Here is a 15,816-nt window from a genome sequence, read left to right as displayed (position 1 = left end):
CCAACGCCGCCAGCACGCGCTCAGAGCCGCAGCCGTCAGACAGGGTTTTGGCGGAGTGGGAGACATCGACTAGCCGCTGGTCGTCGGACCACGTCTGTAAGATCGCTGTTGCGAGTTGTTGCGGGGCCAGGTCATCGATCGAACCGGCATATACGCCCGCGCCGGCTTGGGCGAAGGCGCGGGCCAATATCGCCTGGTGCTCCGGGCCGGAAAGGATGACGGCTGGAACGCCCGCGACAGCCAGGTCGTACTTGACAAAACCGCCCGCGACCACCGCCAGACGGGCCGTTCGCATCAGCGCCGGCAGGTCGACTGAGGGGAGGATTTCGACTGCGCCGAGAGCGGAACGTATTCGGGCCGGTAGTTCGCCCTCGTGCAGTTCGTAGCCGAGCACGAAGGTGATCTTGTCTTGCTCCACGTCGCGGCACGCAGCCAGCGCCTCAGCCGTCAATTCATAGCCGCGGCGATTCGTCGTCCCGCCGCCCAGGCAGACAACCAACCGATCGGCGGGGTCCAGCCGATACTGCTCGCGCAGACGAATCCAACCCGGCGCGACCGGAAAATACCGCGGACCGTACAGCAATCGCCCCTCCGTCAGCGGCCTGCCGCCGTCGGGCAACAGTTGCGGCCGGATCACCAGATCCGCCCCGCTCGCCACCTCGCCCATGTCGTCAAAAACCGCCAGCCGCTCGCATCGCGACTTCCAGAACAGCAGATCGGCTGCGCTGTGCTCAAGCCGGTCGATCAGCACCGCGTCGAACGACAGCGGACAGCCCATCTCGCCCAACGGCCGAACCGCAATACCCTCCAACGATTTCAAATAGCCCTCAGCAATCCCCACCGCCCGGTCCGGACCGTCGTACAACGCCGCCACCGACCAGCCGCGCCGCATCGCCCGTGCCGCAGCCGCCAGGTTCAAACAGCGGATCCAATGCCCCCATCCGTAATCCCCGCCGCATCGCGCCACCAGGGCCACGTTCATCGTCAATCCCGCCTGTTCTCTTCGACGAGCCGGCAGACCGTATCGGCGACGTACCTGGCCTCGCGCTGCGTCAAATCCGGGTACATCGGCATCGAGAACATCTGCCCATACGCCGCCTCAGCCACCCCAAATGCGCTCGCCTCATAGCCCAACGCCTGATACTGGCTGTGCCGATGGATCGGCCGATAGTGCACCTGCGGCACGATCGACGCCGCCTTCAGTCGCTCGAACATCCCCCGCCGGTTGATCGTCAGCCGGTCGTAACGGAACCGCAGCACGTAGATGTGATACGCATGCAGACACTCCGGCTCCTCGACCGGCGTGATCAGCGCGTCGCACGCCGCGAACCGCTCGTTGTAGTACGCTGCGATCTCGCGCCGACGGGCCAGCAACCCATCCGACCGCGCCAACTGCGCTAAACCCATCGCGCTGTGCACGTCGCTCAGCCGCCAGTTGAAACTCAACTCCGGACAGTCGTACTCCCACGGCTCCAGCTCCGGCCGCCGCACCATCCCGTGATTGCGAAACCGCCGCAACCGCTCGTCGAAATCCTCGCGATTGGTCGTCACCATCCCGCCTTCGCCGGTGGTGATCAGCTTGGTCGGATGAAAGCTGAACGCGCAGAGGTCAGAATATCGGCAGTCGCCGATGACGCTGTCGCGGTACCGGGCGCCCAGCGCGTGGGCGGCGTCCTCGATCAGCACCGCGCCGCGCCGCCGGCACACCTCCGAGATCGCCGCCAAATCCACCGGATGGCCCTGGTAGTGCACCGCCACCACCGCCCTGGTGTTCTGGCGCATCGCCTGTTCGATTGCCGCGGCTGAGACGTTCAGCGTCGGCTCCTCGACGTCGACCAGGTCCGCCGCCGCGCCGAAGTACCGGCCGCAGTTGGCTGAGGCGACAAAAGACATGGTCGTGGTAATGAACCGATCGGCCGACCCCACTCCCGCCGCCGCGCACGCTCCGACCAGCGCCGAAGTCCCGGATGAAAACGCCACCGCGAATCGCGCCCCCACCTTCTCGGCGAATGCCCGCTCGAACCGCTCCACCGCCGGCCCGGTGGTCAGCCATCCGGACCGCAGCACCTTGCGAACTTCCTGGATCTCAGCCGAACTAACCGACGGCCGGCTGTACGGTATGATCTTCTTCCGTTGGCGCGACTCGGGCGACGTCATCTTGGCCTCGCGTGATCTGGTACATCATGGGCTCAAACCAACTGGCCGGGATGTTGCCGCCCCGCAGCAGTTCGCGAATCCCGTCGTTCAGCGACACTTTCGGCTCGTAGCCCAGCACCGACCGGGCCTTGCTCAGGTCCGGCACGCGGGCGACGATCTCGCGATCGGCCTGACGGTCCGACGAGCCCATCGACACGAACCGCGGTTCGAGATTCACGTTGGCCAGCTCGATCACCCGCCACGCCAGGTCGGCCATGCTGATCGGCTCGGTGTCGTTGCCCAGATTGAACACCTCTTCGGACTCCACGTCCGCCTCCAGCAGCAGCCGAATGCCCTCGGCAATGTCCGCAATGTGGCTGAAGCAACGCACCTGCTCGCCGCTGCCGTAGACCACCGGGGCCTGGCCCTCCAGCACCGCCTTGACGAACCGCGGCAGCACGAACTCCGCCACCTGGCCCGGACCGTAGACGTTAAAGAACCGCACCGTCTGGTAGTTCAGCCCGTAGTGCTGATGATACGCCCGGCAGTACTGCTCAGCCGCCAGTTTGCTCACCGCGTAAACGCTCTTGGGATACGTCGGGTTGGTCTCGCTGATCGGCTGAATGGTCTGCTCGCCGTAGACCTCGGATGAACTGGCCGAGATCACCTTGCTCACCCGCTCGCGCAGCGCCGCATCCAAAACGTGGATCGTTCCTTTGATGTTGATATCCAGGCAATCCAGCAGCTTCCGCTCCGTCCGCTTGACCCCCAGCAGCGCCGCCAGATGAATCACCGCGTCGCAGCCGTAGACCGCCATCGACGTCTGGTACGGATCCAGCACCGACCCCATGATGTACTCGACCCCCACCGCCCGAGGCGGCATCAGATCGAGCACCCGGACGGTATAACCCGCCCGCTTGAGCGTGTTGACCACGTACGTGCCGATGAAGCCCGATCCGCCGGTGACCAGTACTCTCATAATATAACCTCTCTAATCAGCGTGAATGCTTCCGCCAGACCCGCGCCGCATTGCGATCCGCGCCGCCGAGCCAGCACCTCAATCCCCTCGGGGCTCCGAGGGTGCGGCCACTCGCGAAGCTCCCGCGGATAGCAACTCATCGCCTCGACCTTCGCCTCCAGAAGCTCTTCGTCCAGCCGCTCGAACACATTCGGCTCGAACGACGGACCGACCGTCCCAAACGACCATTCCGTGCTCGAAAGCACCTCGAACGCGGCTACCCGCCGCACCGCCGACACGCCCATCGGCCGCCCGGCCGTCACCACCGCTTGGCAGGTCAGCCGATGATCCACGTTCAGGTCGGCCCAAAAGTGCGTGTAGATCACCTCCGGCTGGTACCGCTCGATCGCCCGCTCCACGTGTTGGACGATCTCCAGCAGTTCCAGCCCGTCAAACCGATTATCCGGCAACCCGGACATCGTTAAGTCTTTGACTTTCAATACCTTGGCCGCCTTGGCGGCGCACCTCTGCAACTCGGCGACCCGCTTGACCCCCACCTTGCCGCGCCCGGCCCTCGCCGTTCCGCCCTCCCCAAGAATCTGCACAAAAACGCGGTCGCCGGCCCGGGCGTGCTTGGCCAGCGTCGCCCCGCAGCCGAGCACCTCGTCATCCGGATGCGCAGCAACCACCAGGACTTCCATACCCACGTTATCGGCCATCCCACCAAACCCGCTTGAAACACTCTGAGCCCGAATGGATGGAACCTGTAATACGTATTACTTCTTGCCCATCGCCCGCTGTTTGCGGAAGAACTCGACGAGCAGGGCCGCGCTGTCGGCTTCCATAACTCCCTTGCGGAGCTGGGGTTGGTGGTTCAGGCGGGTGTCCGAGAGGACCTGGTAGAGGCTTTCCACGGCCCCGGCCTTCGGGTCCGTCGCCCCATAGACGACCCGGTCGATCCGGGCCAGGATAATCGCCCCCGCACACATCAGGCACGGCTCAAGCGTCACGTACAGCGTGCAGCCGGTCAACCGCCAGTCGCCGACCGCCTCAGCCGCCGCGGTGATCGCCAGAATCTCAGCATGGGCGGTTGGATCGGCCAGCATCTGCCGCTGATTGAACCCCCGACCGATGATCCGACCCTCCCGCACGATCACCGCCCCCACCGGCACCTCATCGTGCTCCAGGGCCTCGATCGCCAGGTTCACCGCCTGCTTCATGAAATACTCGTCCCGGTCCTGACCCGGCAGATCGAGCGAATTGCTGTTATCCTTATGAACGTCAACCATTGCTTATATTCAACCCTCATCTGGACCGAGGAACATCTTAGCGGAGGTTGATGCACTCCGCAAAGCATTGTAGACTTCTAACATCGAGGAACACCGGTACAGGGGGCAGGCCATGAGGATGATCTTCTTTGTCCTGAGCATCATCGCCATCGTCGTCATTCTGGCTCTGCTCGTCATTCAAGGCGTCTCCAGCCGGTAAAGACACCCGATCGAAAGGCGCAACATCATGCCGCTGCCTGAAAAAACACGGAATATCGCCCTCGCCTCGCTGGGCGTGGCGGCCCTGATCGTGATCCTGCTGCTCATCCGGATGGCGCTGGAGAGCGAAAACGCCGTGGTGATCCTCCACCAGCGGGACCTGGACCCGCCGACCGAAACGTGGATTCTCGACGGCGGCGGACCGGACGTCGAACTGGCTCCCGGCGCCGCCGACGGCTGGGCCTATTGGACAATCGCCGACAAGGGCGACGGGCACGCCTGGTATACGCGCAACCTGACCGAGCGTGACCTGTCCCACGAAGGCGGCTGGCAGGTGCGGGTCCGCGCGGCGGTCGCCGAACCGCCCGAAGGCCCCGGCTGCGCGGTCGGCGTGCAGATCAGCGACGGCCGCGACCGCTGGTCGCTGTGCTTCGGCGAAGACGGCCTCTACCACGAGGGCCCGCAAGGACCGGTACTACTGGCCGAGTTGGACGTGCGCGTCTTCCGCGAATACCGCCTGATCTACGACCCAGCCGCCGAGGTGGTCAGCATCGCCGCCGACAACGTCGTGCTCAAAACCCTCTCCCGCCCCGACGCAGCGGACGATACGGCCGGCACGATTCGTTTCGGATCGTTTTCCGACCCGGCCCGCAGCGTCTCGAATTGGGGTCTGGTCGAGTTTGTCGGCAAGTTCTGATCCCGCACCGGCTGGTATACCGCCGCGATTTACGCAAGAGCCGAGCCTGCGTACAATCGCCCCAATCAGTCGATCAAGGAACCGCCATCATGTTCAGGTTCGTCGAAGCAACGGGCGCCTTTGAACTCGAAGCCGGTCTGTTCTCCGCCCGTGGGATCGTCCTGACCATTCGCACCGCCGATCTCGTCCTGCGCTCGGATCGCCTCGATTTTTCCGCCGACGGCGCCAACGCCGCCGCCGCCCGGCATGATGACTTGAAGGTCCGCATCCGTCGCGACCACGACCGCGCGACCCTGATCGAGCTGACGAACCAAGCCGATCATCCGGTGCGGCTTGAGAACCTGACGCTGACCTTCGCTCCCGCGTGCTTCGACTGGCCGCGGGCGGCACGCGAGCATCGCCACCTGGTCCACACCGCCGACTTCGAACCCGCCACCGGCGTCAAGCCCGTTCACCGCCCGGCCGAGTGGTGCGACGTCAACCCGCCCAGCGGGCTGATGACCATCTACAGCCACGACGCAAGCGGTGAGGCCCTGCTGATCGGCGCGCTGCCGCCGTTCGGCGGCGGCTTCGTCCGGATCGTCACCGAGCACGATTCGCTCCACATGGAGGGCGATTTCGGCTTCTGCGTCACCTTCGACCACCGCCAGACCATCGCGCCGGGCGCGACGGTCCGCACCTCGCCGCTGCTGATCCTCGGCCGTGGACCGGGCGAGGCCCTGCTGGAGCGCTATCGCAAGGTGTTCGCGTCGCGCAATCCGCGGGCCAAGCGGCCGCCCGTCACCGGCTGGAACTCGTGGGACTACTACCTCGGTGCGGTCCGCCGCGAGGATATGGACGAGAACGCCGCCGCCTGCCGCAAGACGTTCGGCGATCGGGTGCAATACATCGTGATCGACGAGGGCTGGGAAAAGCAGTGGGGCGTCTGGGAGGCCGGCTGGAAATTCACCGAGGGCCTGACCGACTTCTGCCGCCACGTCAGGGACGCGGGTTTTGCGCCCGGGGTCTGGACGGCCCCGCTGACCGTCAACCGTTATACGCCACTCTACCGGCTGCACCCAGACTGGTTCGTCTCGGACGCCCGCGGACAGGTCTACTGGGAGCAGCTCAGTTACGGCCAGATGGCGACCCTCGACGTGACGCACCCGCAGGTCCAGGAGCACCTGCGCTGCCTCTACCGCCGACTGCGCGACGACGGCTTTGAGTACTTCAAGATCGACTTCGCCCACATGATCCTCAAAGGCGAGACCTTCCACGATCCGCAGGTCGGCCGGGCCGAACTGCTGCGGATTCTCTTCCGGTTGATCCGCGAGAGCATCGGCGACGATGCGTACCTGCTGGCCTGCGGTTCGCCCGCCGAATCGGTGACCGGCATCGTCGACGCCATTCGCACCTCGGAGGACGTTCACCACTTCTGGGGCCACGTCGTCCAGAACGCGCGGACCAACTTCGCCCACATGTGGATGCACGGCGCGGTCGGCAACGCCGATCCCGATTTCGTGATCGTCCGCTGCACGCAGACCTCGGACGATCCGCACATGTACCCGCGGATGCCCCAGCACCCGTTCAGCAAGGGCGGTCACTGGTGCGACGGGGCCGCCTTCGACGTTCAGGAGGCCCGGGTGCTGGCGTTGTCGGCGTACCTGACCGGCGGCGACATCATCTTCGGCGACGCGATCGGGCAGCTCAACGAGATGGGGCTCTCCATCCTGCGCCAGGTCCTGCCGCCGCTGGATCGGCCCGCCCGCCGGCTGAACCTCTTTGAACCCGACGGCGAAGAGACCCCGGTCCTCGCCGCTGAGCAGGACGATCAGCGGATTGTCGTTGTCTTCAACCTCACCGACTCCCCACGCCGCAAAACGTTGCGGGCCGGCCTGGGCGACAATCCCGTGAACGCCCGCGATTTCTGGACCGACGAGCCGCTGCGTATCCGCGAAGGCCAGGACATCGACCTGCCGCCTCGCAGCGTCTGGGCCGCACGAGTTCCCATCGCCACGACCTGAACGACCATCTTGTCCAGGCGCGGGCGGGTCGGTAGAATCCGCAAATCACAGCGATCGAAAACGGGGCTCTGTTCGCGGCGACAATAAAAGGAGGCGGCGTCATGGGCAAGGTGGTGTTGGCCATCTCCGGTTCGCAGAGACCCAAGTCCTTCAGCGACAAAATGCTGGACCTGTGCATCGAGGGGATGGGGGGAGACCTGGAAATCCACAAGTTCCAGCTGCACCGGATGACCATCGGGCCGTGCAACAGTTGCATGACCTGCTGGACAAAAACCCCCGGCCGCTGCGCCCAAAACGACGACTTCAGCCCGATCGCTGAGGCATACCTGCGGGCGGATTATCTGCTGCTCGCGACGCCGCTGTACTTCTTCAGCTTTCCCGCGCCGGTCAAGAACGTGATCGACCGCTTCTTCGCCTTCATCGAGCCGGCCCAGCTTCCGGCCGAAAACGGCGGCACCAAACACCCCATCCGCGGCGACCGGCATCCCAAGACCGTGCTCATCAGCTCGTGCGGATTTCCTGAACTCGATAACTTCGACCTGCTGCGGGCCCTCTTCCGGAAGATCTGCGACGGCATGGGCTGGGTTCGGGCCGGAGAAATCCTCGTGCCCGCCGCCGGCGCCGCCAACGCGCCGAAGCTCTTCGATCGGAAACTCGACCTGGTTCGCCAGGCCGGCTCTGAGTTGGCCGCCGGCGCCATCAGTCCCGAAACGACCAGCGCCATCGCTGAGCCCGTCATGTCAGCCGATGACTACCGCGCCATGTGCACCGCCCGCTTCAGCGGCATCCTTGGAAAGGCCAAAGCCGCCGCCATCGCCGTCAAGGCAATGCACAAGCCACACCAAGCCGACTAACCCGTTCGTCAGGCACGCAACACAGCGAATCAGGCGTATTCGATCAGCGGGTCTTTACCCGCGTAGACCTTCTGGCCGAGGGTGACCAGGACCTTGGCGTGCGGGGTGTTGGGGACGATCAGCTCGGTGCGCGAGCCGAACATGATCATGCCGAATCGTTCGCCGGCCTTCAGTTCGTCGCCCGGACCGGCGTCGCAGACGATCCGGCGGGCGATCGCACCCGTGATCTGGCGGACCACGATCCGCTCGGGCAGCGCGACGATCGATCCGCTGTGCGGGGCCAGCAGCACGTCGACGCACGAGTTGATCTTGCTCGACTCGAGGTTGCGGGCGTCGACGCAGCGGCCCTCGTGCCGCTCGGCCGAGACGACCGCGGCGCGGCACGGGCTGCGGTTGATGTGGACGTCGAAGACGCTCAGGAAGATGCCGATCTTCAGGGCCGGTCCGCCCACCCGCGCATCGTCGATCTCGGCGATCTCGGTGATCCGGCCGTCGGCTGGCGCGTACATCCGTCGGTCCGAAAGCTCCCGCTGATCCGCGTCGCGCAGCGGATCGCGAAAGAACGCCAGCAGAAACGCGTGCAGCGGCAGGCTCAAAATCGCGAACACGGCGGCAAACAGATACGAGACAAAAAACCCGATCAGCGCGATCGCCACCAGGTCGGCCAGCAGCGAAAGCAGAAAGATGGTGACCAGCGGCTTGCCATACGAGGCGAACTTCATGGCTGGGGCTCCTGCGTCTCCTCAGGCGTTTCGGCCGGCTCGCCCTGCTCCCTTTCGATCCGCGGGCGCTGCAGCGGAAAGAGGATCACGTCGCGGATGCTCTGCGCTCCGGTCAGCACCATGATCAGCCGGTCGATGCCCAGACCCATCCCGCCGGCCGGCGGCATCCCGTACCGCAGCGATTCGAGGAAGTCCTCATCGATCTTCTGCCGCTCCTCCTCGTCGCCCACCTGGTGAAGGAAGTGGCGGGCCTGGACCTCCGGATCGTTGAGCTCCGAATAACCGGGCGAGATCTCCTGCCCGTTGATCGCCAGTTCGTACACGTCGGCGAAATACGGATCGTCGCGGTTCTCGCGGGCCAGCGGAATCGTCACCGACGGCACGTGCGTCACGAAGCACGGATCGATCAGCGTCGGCTCGATCAGCTTCTCGTACACCTCGACCAACTGCTCAGCCGGCGTCAGCCGCGGGAGCTTAGCCACCAAGGGCCGCAGCACGGCTGCGCCGAGCACAAGCTCCAATGCCTCCGCGCCGGAACCCGCAGCCGCCTCGTTCATCCACCTCCACAACTCCGGCGCCGCCTCGCGGATGTCCCGCTTGTCGAACCGCCACTCGTGCTTGAGCTTCGTTCCGCTGAACTCGGCCACTAATTCATCCATCCGCACCCGCCGCCACGGACGCTGCAGGTTGATCGTCTTGACCGTCTCGCCCTCGTCGTTCTTGTGCTCGATGGTCAGCGTGCCCAGAAGCGTCTGGGCCACGTGGCAGACCAGCTCCTCGACCAGGTCGGCCATCGTCTCCCACGAGCCGTACGCCTCGTACGCTTCCAGCATCGTGAATTCGGGATTGTGCCGCGGGCTGATGCCCTCGTTGCGGAAGTTGCGGTTCAACTCGAAGACCTTCTCCATCCCGCCGACCAGCAGCCGCTTGAGGTAGAGCTCCGGCGCGATCCGTAGGTACAGGTCGATATCGAGGGCGTTGTGGTGCGTGACGAACGGCTTGGCCGCCGCCCCGCCCGCGATCGCCTGCATCATCGGCGTCTCGACCTCGACGTAACCCTTTCCGATCATGAACGCCCGGATCGCATCGACGATCTTCGATCGCAGAATGAACGTGCGCATCACCTCCGGATTCGAGAACAGATCGACATACCGCTGACGATAGCGAATCTCGACGTCGGTCAGGCCGTGCCACTTCTCCGGCGGCGGATTCAAGGCCTTGCTGAGAATCCGGACCTTCTCGGCCCAGACCGTCAGTTCGCCCGTCTTGGTCAAGCCCATCTCGCCCTCAGCCGCGATGATATCGCCGGCCTCGAACTGCTTGATCAGCTCCCACGACTCCTCAAGCTGCTTCTTGCTCAAACCCACCTGCAGCTCGCCCGACCAGTCGCGCAGGCGCAGGAAGATGAGCTTGCCGATGTCGCGAAGAAAGACGATCCGTCCGGCGATCAGGCAGCGCGGAGCAGCGTCGCCCTCCGGTTTGCCCTCGAACCGCTCGCGGGCCTCGCGCAGCGGCAGGTGGCCTTCGAACCGCCCGCCGTAAGGATCAAAGCCCAGTTCGCGGATCCGCGCCAGCTTCCGACAACGATCTTCGTTCAACTTTGACATCGCCATGCAACAAAACTCCCACTTATCCTCGGCCGACCGACAGGACCGTCGGACCGGTTGGCAATTCTAGCACAACTCAGCGGCAAAAGCCCGCGTGTGGGGCCGCCGCCCTCGGCGGCCGTTCTCCATTCTGCATTTCGAGATCTGCATTCTGCACTCTTCATTCGTCTTCCGACCGCCGGAGAAGAGTCCGCCGAGGGCGGCGGACCTACATCCTGTCAAAGACCCCGCTCCCTCACGGTCGCGACTCTTCCAGAGGCAACCGCACCACGACCGTCAGGCCCGAAGCTCCATGATCCTATCCAGGGCCTCGCGAAGCGTCTCCTCGCTGTAGGTCAGCGAGATGCGATAGAACCCTTCGCCCCACTGCCCATAGACCAAACCCGGCGTAACCGAGACGCCGGTCTTCTCGAACAGCTCAGCCGCGAACGCCCCGCTCGAACCCTTGTACCGCTCGGGCACCGGGGCCCAGATGTAAATCGTCGCCTTTGGCTTATCGACCGACCAGCCGTTCTTGCGCAACGCCTCGACCACCATGTCGCGACGCTTCTGGTACACCGCGTTGATCTTCGGCGTCAACTCGTCAGCCGCATTCAGCGCCTTGGCCGCGGCGAACTGCACCGCCCGCAGCGTCCCGTTATCCACGTTGTCCTTGACCGACGCCAAGGCCTTGACCGCCGACGCGTTGCCCGCCACCGCGCCGACCCGCCAGCCGGTCATGTTGAATCCCTTGCTCAACGAGAAAAACTCCACCGCCACATCCTCGGCCCCGTCCACCTGCAGAATGCTCGGCGACCGGTAGCCGTCGTAGACGTTCTCGCTGTAGGCGCTGTCGTGAGCGATCAGAATATCGTGCTTGCGCCCGAACTCCACCGCCCGCTTGAAAAACTCCAGGTCCGCCGTCGCGGTGGTCGGATTGTTCGGGTAGTTCAGCCACAGGATCTTCGCCTGCCGGCGGACCTCCAACGGGATCGCGTCAAAGTCGACCAGAAAACCGTTCTGCCGCAGCAGCGGCGCATAGTACGTCACCGCGCTGGCGAACACGTGGGCGATATTGTACGTCGGATAGCCCGGAGTCGGAGCGATGCCCACGTCCCCGGGGTTCAGCAGGGCCATGCCCATCTGGGCGATCGCGTCCTTGCTGCCGCTGGTGGTGACAACCTGGTCCTCCCGAAGCGCCACCCCCCACCGCCGCTGGTAAAAATCGCGAACCGCCTGCGGAAAGTCCGCCACCGGCACGTCGCAGCCGTAGCGATGACGGTTCGGGTCGCCCTCGTCGCGAACCGCCCGGCACAACTCGTCGATCACCGGATCGGGGGTCGGCATGTCCGGGTCGCCGATGTCGATCGCGATCACCTTCACGCCCTTCTTCCTCGCCTCCGCCTTCTTGCGGCGAAGGTCGGCGAAAGGATACGGCGGCAGCTTCCTGAGACGTTCCGCGGGCTGAAAATCCATTATTCCTTACCTCTTGTCACTGCAAGTGTTTGCCGACGGCACGGAAACCCGAAATATTACCGCCGGACCGACCGCGAGGCAAGCAAGCATCGGCACAAACCCGCCTCAACGAAACCTCCCGAAAAGACCGCCACGGATCACGCGGAGAACGGGTAGGGTGCGTCGTCCCGACGCACCATCCTCCGATCCCTCTCCCAACCATCCCCCCACATTCCTAACCTGTTCCCCGCACTTCCACAGAAATCCCCAGCGGCGTTTCTGCCTGCGCCCCCAAAACCGCCCATTTGCCTCCAGGGAAAACCCATGCTATCTTTATCCGGCGGGGACCATCCGCCTTCCCCCGCCCGCGCGTCGCCCCGCGCGACGTTTGACAACTCCATACCGCCCAGCCGACCGATCAGGCCACGCCCACTTCCCCGACAAGCCACAAGGGGCTCGGCCAAATCTTACAATTTGTACAAAACCTACCCAGGCCCATTCCGCATTTTGATTTCTGCACTTGGCATTTTGAATTCCGCATTCGCCCTCAGCCCTCCCACCCACAAGGCCGCGCAAATCTTACAAATTGTACAAAACCCGCGCAACCCACGCCCCGGCAACGGCCTGCAACCACCCCCTCCGGAATCCGGGACTTGTACAAATCGCACGTTTTGTACAAAACGCACACCCCCCTCTGCCCTGATCTACCTGTTCTCCATTTCCCGGGCCTTCTCCGCGTGGTCCGCGTGCTCCGTGCCGCCCCTATTCGACCGGCCCCAGCGGCCACAGCTCCAATTCCGCCTTCGCACCGAAGGGCGGCGAACCGGCACTGAGGTACCGAAGCACGCCGCCGCCGGTGTTAACCAAGCCGTGTGGCGCGTTTGAGGGGATAAAAACGGTGTCCCCCGCCGTCACCGGCTGGGTTTGGCCGCCCACGGTCATCTCGCCCGCGCCCTCGATAATGAAGTAGCACTGCTCGGTCGGGTGAGAATGGACGTGCTGCCGGCCGCCCGCATCCATCTCAACCAGCGACGTGGTGATATGCTTCGCCCCGGTTGAACTCTCAGCCGCCAGCAGATACGACGTGATATTGTCCCGCTGGTAACGGCGAGAGTTGCTCTTGTTAACGATGTGCATGTGCCGCTGCTCCTGCCAATTGGTGGCTAGCCAGACCGGTTCGCCGCCCGGCCCTGTGAATTCAGGTACACCATCAGGACCATGATGTCGGATGGGGTCACACCGGTGATCCGGGACGCTTGGCCGAGGGTCATCGGGCGGTGGCGGATGAACTTCTCGCGGCTCTCGGTCTTCAGGCCCCGAACGGCCTGGTAGTCCAGCTCAGCGGGCAAACGGACCTTGTCCAGTTCCCGCAGCTTCCTGGCCGCCCGGAGCTCACGCTCCTCGTAGCCCTCGTACCGCAGATCGGTCAGGACCTGATGGACCACCCGCGGATCGAGGGCGGCGGCGTCCCGCAGGCCGCTCTTGCCAACAAACTCGTTCCAACTCGCGGTCGGACGGCGGAGCCACGCCTCAGCCGGCGCGCCGTCCACCCGCAGCGTCGCCAGCGCCGCCCGCAAAGCCTCCGCCTGCTCCGATCGGCGGCAGTACCGGTACCAACGCTCGTTATCGACGATTCCCACCTCCCGGCCCAGAGGCGTCAACCGCCGCTCGGCGGTGTCCCACCGCAGCAGCAGACGGAACTCCGCCCGCGAGGTGAACATCCGGTACGGCTCATCCACCCCCTTGGTCACCAGGTCGTCGATCATCACGCCGATGTACGCCTGGTCGCGCCCCAGGATCACCGGCTCTTTGCCCTGGACCGCCCGCGCCGCGTTGATCCCGGCCAGCAGGCCCTGCCCCCCCGCCTCCTCATAGCCGCTGGTGCCGTTGATCTGACCCGCCAGAAACAACCCCCGCACCGCCCGCGTCTCCAGCGTCGGGCCAAGCTGATCGGGCGGAATATAGTCGTACTCGATGGCATAGCCGTACTGCACGATCCGGGCCCGCTCCAAGCCGCAAATCGAGTGGACCATCGCCTCCTGCACGTCCTGCGGCACCGACGTCGCCAAGCCGTTGCAGTACACCCAGTCGTACTCCAGGCTCTCGGGCTCCAGAAATAGCTGATGCCGCCCCTTGTTCGCGAAACGGACGATCTTGACCTCGATGCTCGGGCAGTAGCGCGGCCCGGTCGATTGGATCTGCCCGGTATACAGCGGCGCCCGGCCCAGGTTCGCCCGCAAAAGCTCGTGCGTCGCCTCGTTCGTGTAGGTGATGTGGCACGGCGTCTGCCGCCGGTCGATCCGATCGGTCATCGTCGAGAACGGCATCGGCTCGGCGTCGCCCGGCTGCTCCTCGCACCGATCATAGTCGATGCTGTCTTTGGCCAGCCGCGGACACGTGCCCGTCTTGAGCCGACCCAGCCGCAACCCCAGCCGCTCCAGACATCCTGAAAGCCGCTGCGCCGCCGGCTCGCCCACCCGCCCGGCTGGGCAGCGCCGCTCGCCGATATGAATCTCACCGTTCAGGAACGTGCCGGTCGTGATGACCACCGCCCCAACCCCGATCCGCTGGCCGTCCGCCAACTCCACGCCGCATACCGCGCCGCCCTCAACCAGCACTTCCGCTGCTTCACCTTCAATAATGCTGATATTCGCTGTGTCTTCCAGCCATTGGCGGACGTATTGGCTGTACTGGAGCTTGTCGGCCTGGGCCCGCAGGCCCCAGACGGCTGGGCCCTTGCTGCGGTTCAGCAGGCGAAACTGGATCCCCGTCGCGTCGATCGCCTGGGCCATCAAGCCGCCGAGGGCGTCGATTTCGCAGACGATATGCCCCTTGGCCAGCCCGCCGATGGCGGGGTTGCACGACATCTCAGCGATCTTCTCGCGCGACAGCGTCACCAGCGCGGTCCGCAGCCCCATCCGGGCCGTGGCATGGGCCGCCTCGGCCCCGGCATGACCGGCCCCGATCACCGCCACGTCGAATTGTCGGCTGAACGTCTTCAAATTCATATTGGCTCGACAACGCTGTTGACCGTCGTACCCGAAGCCGATATTATATGGTACTTGTCCCAAAAAGGACATCGGCGGCACGCCGCCGACTGGGGCCGTAGCTCAGTTGGGAGAGCGCTTGCATGGCATGCAAGAGGTCGTGAGTTCGACTCTCATCGGCTCCATTTGGGCTAAGCTGTTGGTAACCAATGGCTTAGCCTTTTTCTTTTCTCGCCTGGGGAGTTGGCGGTTTCGGTGGATAGTCCCTCGTCCTGCCGGTGTATATTGGTAGATGATCCCATTCGGAGGACGTTCGATGGCGGACGCGGACAACATCCTGGTGGAACGATTCGCCCGGCAGGGCGACGCTGAGGCGTTTACCGAGATCGTTCAGCGGTACTCAGCCATGGTCAACGCCGTTTGCCGGCGAGTCGTCGGCAGCCCGACCGCGGCGGAAGACGCCTGTCAGGACACTTTCTTTCGCCTGCTGGAAAAACCCCAGCGTGAAGGGTTCCCTGCCGTGTTGGCTCCATCAGACGGCGACGTGGGTATCGCTGAAGATGCTGCGTCAGGATCAGGCGCGGCGACGGCGTGAGATGGAGTCGCGGACGGTGTCCGCTGAGCCTAAGTCCCGGTGGGAGGAGATATCGCCCTATGTTGATGAAGCCTTGGTGGAGCTGCCGGAAGATGCGCGCCGGCTGCTGATCGCGCATTTCCTTGAGGGCAAGACGCAGTCGGTTCTGGCTGCGGAGCTTGGCGCGGCGCAGTCCACCGTATCGCGAAGGCTCGAAGCGGGTACTGACTCGCTGCGAGGCGCGCTGGAGCGAAAAGGCGTTTGGCTGGGCGTCGGCGTGCTTCCGACGTTGTTGAGTCAAGCCGTTGTTGAACCGGTGTCCGGGTCTCTTTTACAGGAGTTGGGCAAAATGGCCAT

Annotated in this window: 15 protein-coding genes and 1 tRNA gene; 6 read left to right on the top strand and 10 right to left on the bottom strand. The window is 64.6% G+C overall.

What is annotated here, in order from left to right; genetic code table 11:
* From GXY33_13060 to tadA, 5 genes are all read right to left on the bottom strand, one after another.
* A partial coding sequence (locus tag GXY33_13060; GenBank protein NLX06061.1) for a hypothetical protein occupies nucleotides 1-982 on the bottom strand: 982 nt, incomplete at its 3' end.
* Between the two features lie 2 nt (nucleotides 983-984).
* On the bottom strand, nucleotides 985-2,157 hold the full coding sequence (locus tag GXY33_13055) for an aminotransferase class V-fold PLP-dependent enzyme (protein ID NLX06060.1): 1,173 nt from the start codon (nucleotides 2,155-2,157) through the stop codon (nucleotides 985-987).
* On the bottom strand, nucleotides 2,096-3,115 hold the full coding sequence (locus tag GXY33_13050; GenBank protein NLX06059.1) for an NAD-dependent epimerase/dehydratase family protein: 1,020 nt from the start codon (nucleotides 3,113-3,115) through the stop codon (nucleotides 2,096-2,098). Before GXY33_13050 ends, GXY33_13055 begins: the two co-directional genes overlap by 62 nt.
* Nucleotides 3,112-3,801 (bottom strand): PIG-L family deacetylase, encoded by a 690-nt coding sequence (locus GXY33_13045; protein ID NLX06058.1) that lies wholly within the window; start codon nucleotides 3,799-3,801, stop codon nucleotides 3,112-3,114. Before GXY33_13045 ends, GXY33_13050 begins: the two co-directional genes overlap by 4 nt.
* Before the next feature lie 69 nt (nucleotides 3,802-3,870).
* Nucleotides 3,871-4,383, bottom strand: a complete 513-nt coding sequence (tadA, locus tag GXY33_13040) for a tRNA adenosine(34) deaminase TadA (GenBank protein NLX06057.1) — start codon at nucleotides 4,381-4,383, stop codon at nucleotides 3,871-3,873.
* Nucleotides 4,384-4,609: 226 nt separating this feature from the next.
* On the opposite strand from tadA, the gene GXY33_13035 reads away from it, so the two are divergent.
* From GXY33_13035 to GXY33_13025, 3 genes are all read left to right on the top strand, one after another.
* Entirely contained in the window at nucleotides 4,610-5,278 is a 669-nt protein-coding gene (locus GXY33_13035; GenBank protein ID NLX06056.1) for a hypothetical protein, read from the top strand.
* Between the two features lie 89 nt (nucleotides 5,279-5,367).
* A complete protein-coding gene (locus GXY33_13030) occupies nucleotides 5,368-7,281 on the top strand; it encodes an alpha-galactosidase (GenBank protein NLX06055.1) in 1,914 nt (637 codons plus the stop codon).
* Between the two features lie 101 nt (nucleotides 7,282-7,382).
* Complete coding sequence (locus tag GXY33_13025; protein NLX06054.1) at nucleotides 7,383-8,135, top strand: flavodoxin family protein; 753 nt, start codon at nucleotides 7,383-7,385, stop codon at nucleotides 8,133-8,135.
* A 29-nt stretch (nucleotides 8,136-8,164) separates the two neighbouring features.
* Here GXY33_13025 and GXY33_13020 read toward each other — a convergent pair whose 3' ends face one another.
* The 5 genes from GXY33_13020 to mnmG all read right to left on the bottom strand — a co-directional run bounded on the left by GXY33_13020 (nucleotide 8,165) and on the right by mnmG (nucleotide 14,906).
* Nucleotides 8,165-8,857, bottom strand: a complete 693-nt coding sequence (locus GXY33_13020; GenBank protein ID NLX06053.1) for a phosphatidylserine decarboxylase family protein — start codon at nucleotides 8,855-8,857, stop codon at nucleotides 8,165-8,167.
* Nucleotides 8,854-10,470 carry a lysine--tRNA ligase gene (gene lysS, locus GXY33_13015; protein NLX06052.1) on the bottom strand — a complete coding sequence of 539 codons (1,617 nt, stop codon included), beginning with the start codon at nucleotides 10,468-10,470 and terminating at the stop codon, nucleotides 8,854-8,856. Before lysS ends, GXY33_13020 begins: the two co-directional genes overlap by 4 nt.
* Nucleotides 10,471-10,740: 270 nt before the next feature.
* Nucleotides 10,741-11,919, bottom strand: coding sequence for an aminotransferase class I/II-fold pyridoxal phosphate-dependent enzyme (locus GXY33_13010; GenBank protein ID NLX06051.1), 1,179 nt, complete (start codon nucleotides 11,917-11,919; stop codon nucleotides 10,741-10,743).
* A gap of 741 nt (nucleotides 11,920-12,660) precedes the next feature.
* Nucleotides 12,661-13,035: a cupin domain-containing protein gene (locus GXY33_13005; GenBank protein NLX06050.1), complete on the bottom strand. Its 375-nt coding sequence runs from the start codon at nucleotides 13,033-13,035 to the stop codon at nucleotides 12,661-12,663.
* A 26-nt stretch (nucleotides 13,036-13,061) separates the two neighbouring features.
* The gene (gene mnmG / locus GXY33_13000; GenBank protein ID NLX06049.1) at nucleotides 13,062-14,906 is read right to left on the bottom strand and encodes a tRNA uridine-5-carboxymethylaminomethyl(34) synthesis enzyme MnmG; all 1,845 of its coding nucleotides are present in this window, start codon (nucleotides 14,904-14,906) and stop codon (nucleotides 13,062-13,064) included.
* A gap of 91 nt (nucleotides 14,907-14,997) precedes the next feature.
* On the opposite strand from mnmG, the gene GXY33_12995 reads away from it, so the two are divergent.
* The 3 genes from GXY33_12995 to GXY33_12985 all read left to right on the top strand — a co-directional run.
* Nucleotides 14,998-15,070, top strand: a tRNA-Ala gene (locus GXY33_12995).
* A gap of 131 nt (nucleotides 15,071-15,201) precedes the next feature.
* Nucleotides 15,202-15,480, top strand: coding sequence for a sigma-70 family RNA polymerase sigma factor (locus GXY33_12990; GenBank protein NLX06048.1), 279 nt, complete (start codon nucleotides 15,202-15,204; stop codon nucleotides 15,478-15,480).
* Between the two features lie 16 nt (nucleotides 15,481-15,496).
* Nucleotides 15,497-15,816: sigma-70 family RNA polymerase sigma factor (locus tag GXY33_12985; protein ID NLX06047.1), on the top strand; the 320-nt coding region annotated here is incomplete at its 3' end.

The organism is Phycisphaerae bacterium (assembly GCA_012729815.1).
In the GTDB taxonomy this organism is placed as follows: domain Bacteria; phylum Planctomycetota; class Phycisphaerae; order JAAYCJ01; family JAAYCJ01; genus JAAYCJ01.
The sequence above is the reverse complement of the archived record's forward strand: the minus strand, read 5'-3'. Positions and strand labels throughout refer to the sequence as shown.

Bases quoted from the DNA above. Each gene is read 5' to 3' on its own strand.
- GXY33_13055 (NLX06060.1), bottom strand. From the start codon at position 2,157: ATGACGTCGCCCGAGTCGCGCCAACGGAAGAAGATCATACCGTACAGC.
- GXY33_13050 (NLX06059.1), bottom strand. From the start codon at position 3,115: ATGAGAGTACTGGTCACCGGCGGATCGGGCTTCATCGGCACGTACGTG.
- tadA (NLX06057.1), bottom strand. From the start codon at position 4,383: ATGGTTGACGTTCATAAGGATAACAGCAATTCGCTCGATCTGCCGGGT.
- GXY33_13035 (NLX06056.1), top strand. From the start codon at position 4,610: ATGCCGCTGCCTGAAAAAACACGGAATATCGCCCTCGCCTCGCTGGGC.
- GXY33_13030 (NLX06055.1), top strand. From the start codon at position 5,368: ATGTTCAGGTTCGTCGAAGCAACGGGCGCCTTTGAACTCGAAGCCGGT.
- GXY33_13025 (NLX06054.1), top strand. From the start codon at position 7,383: ATGGGCAAGGTGGTGTTGGCCATCTCCGGTTCGCAGAGACCCAAGTCC.
- GXY33_13020 (NLX06053.1), bottom strand. From the start codon at position 8,857: ATGAAGTTCGCCTCGTATGGCAAGCCGCTGGTCACCATCTTTCTGCTT.
- lysS (NLX06052.1), bottom strand. From the start codon at position 10,470: ATGGCGATGTCAAAGTTGAACGAAGATCGTTGTCGGAAGCTGGCGCGG.
- GXY33_13010 (NLX06051.1), bottom strand. From the start codon at position 11,919: ATGGATTTTCAGCCCGCGGAACGTCTCAGGAAGCTGCCGCCGTATCCT.
- GXY33_13005 (NLX06050.1), bottom strand. From the start codon at position 13,035: ATGCACATCGTTAACAAGAGCAACTCTCGCCGTTACCAGCGGGACAAT.
- mnmG (NLX06049.1), bottom strand. From the start codon at position 14,906: ATGAATTTGAAGACGTTCAGCCGACAATTCGACGTGGCGGTGATCGGG.
- GXY33_12990 (NLX06048.1), top strand. From the start codon at position 15,202: ATGGCGGACGCGGACAACATCCTGGTGGAACGATTCGCCCGGCAGGGC.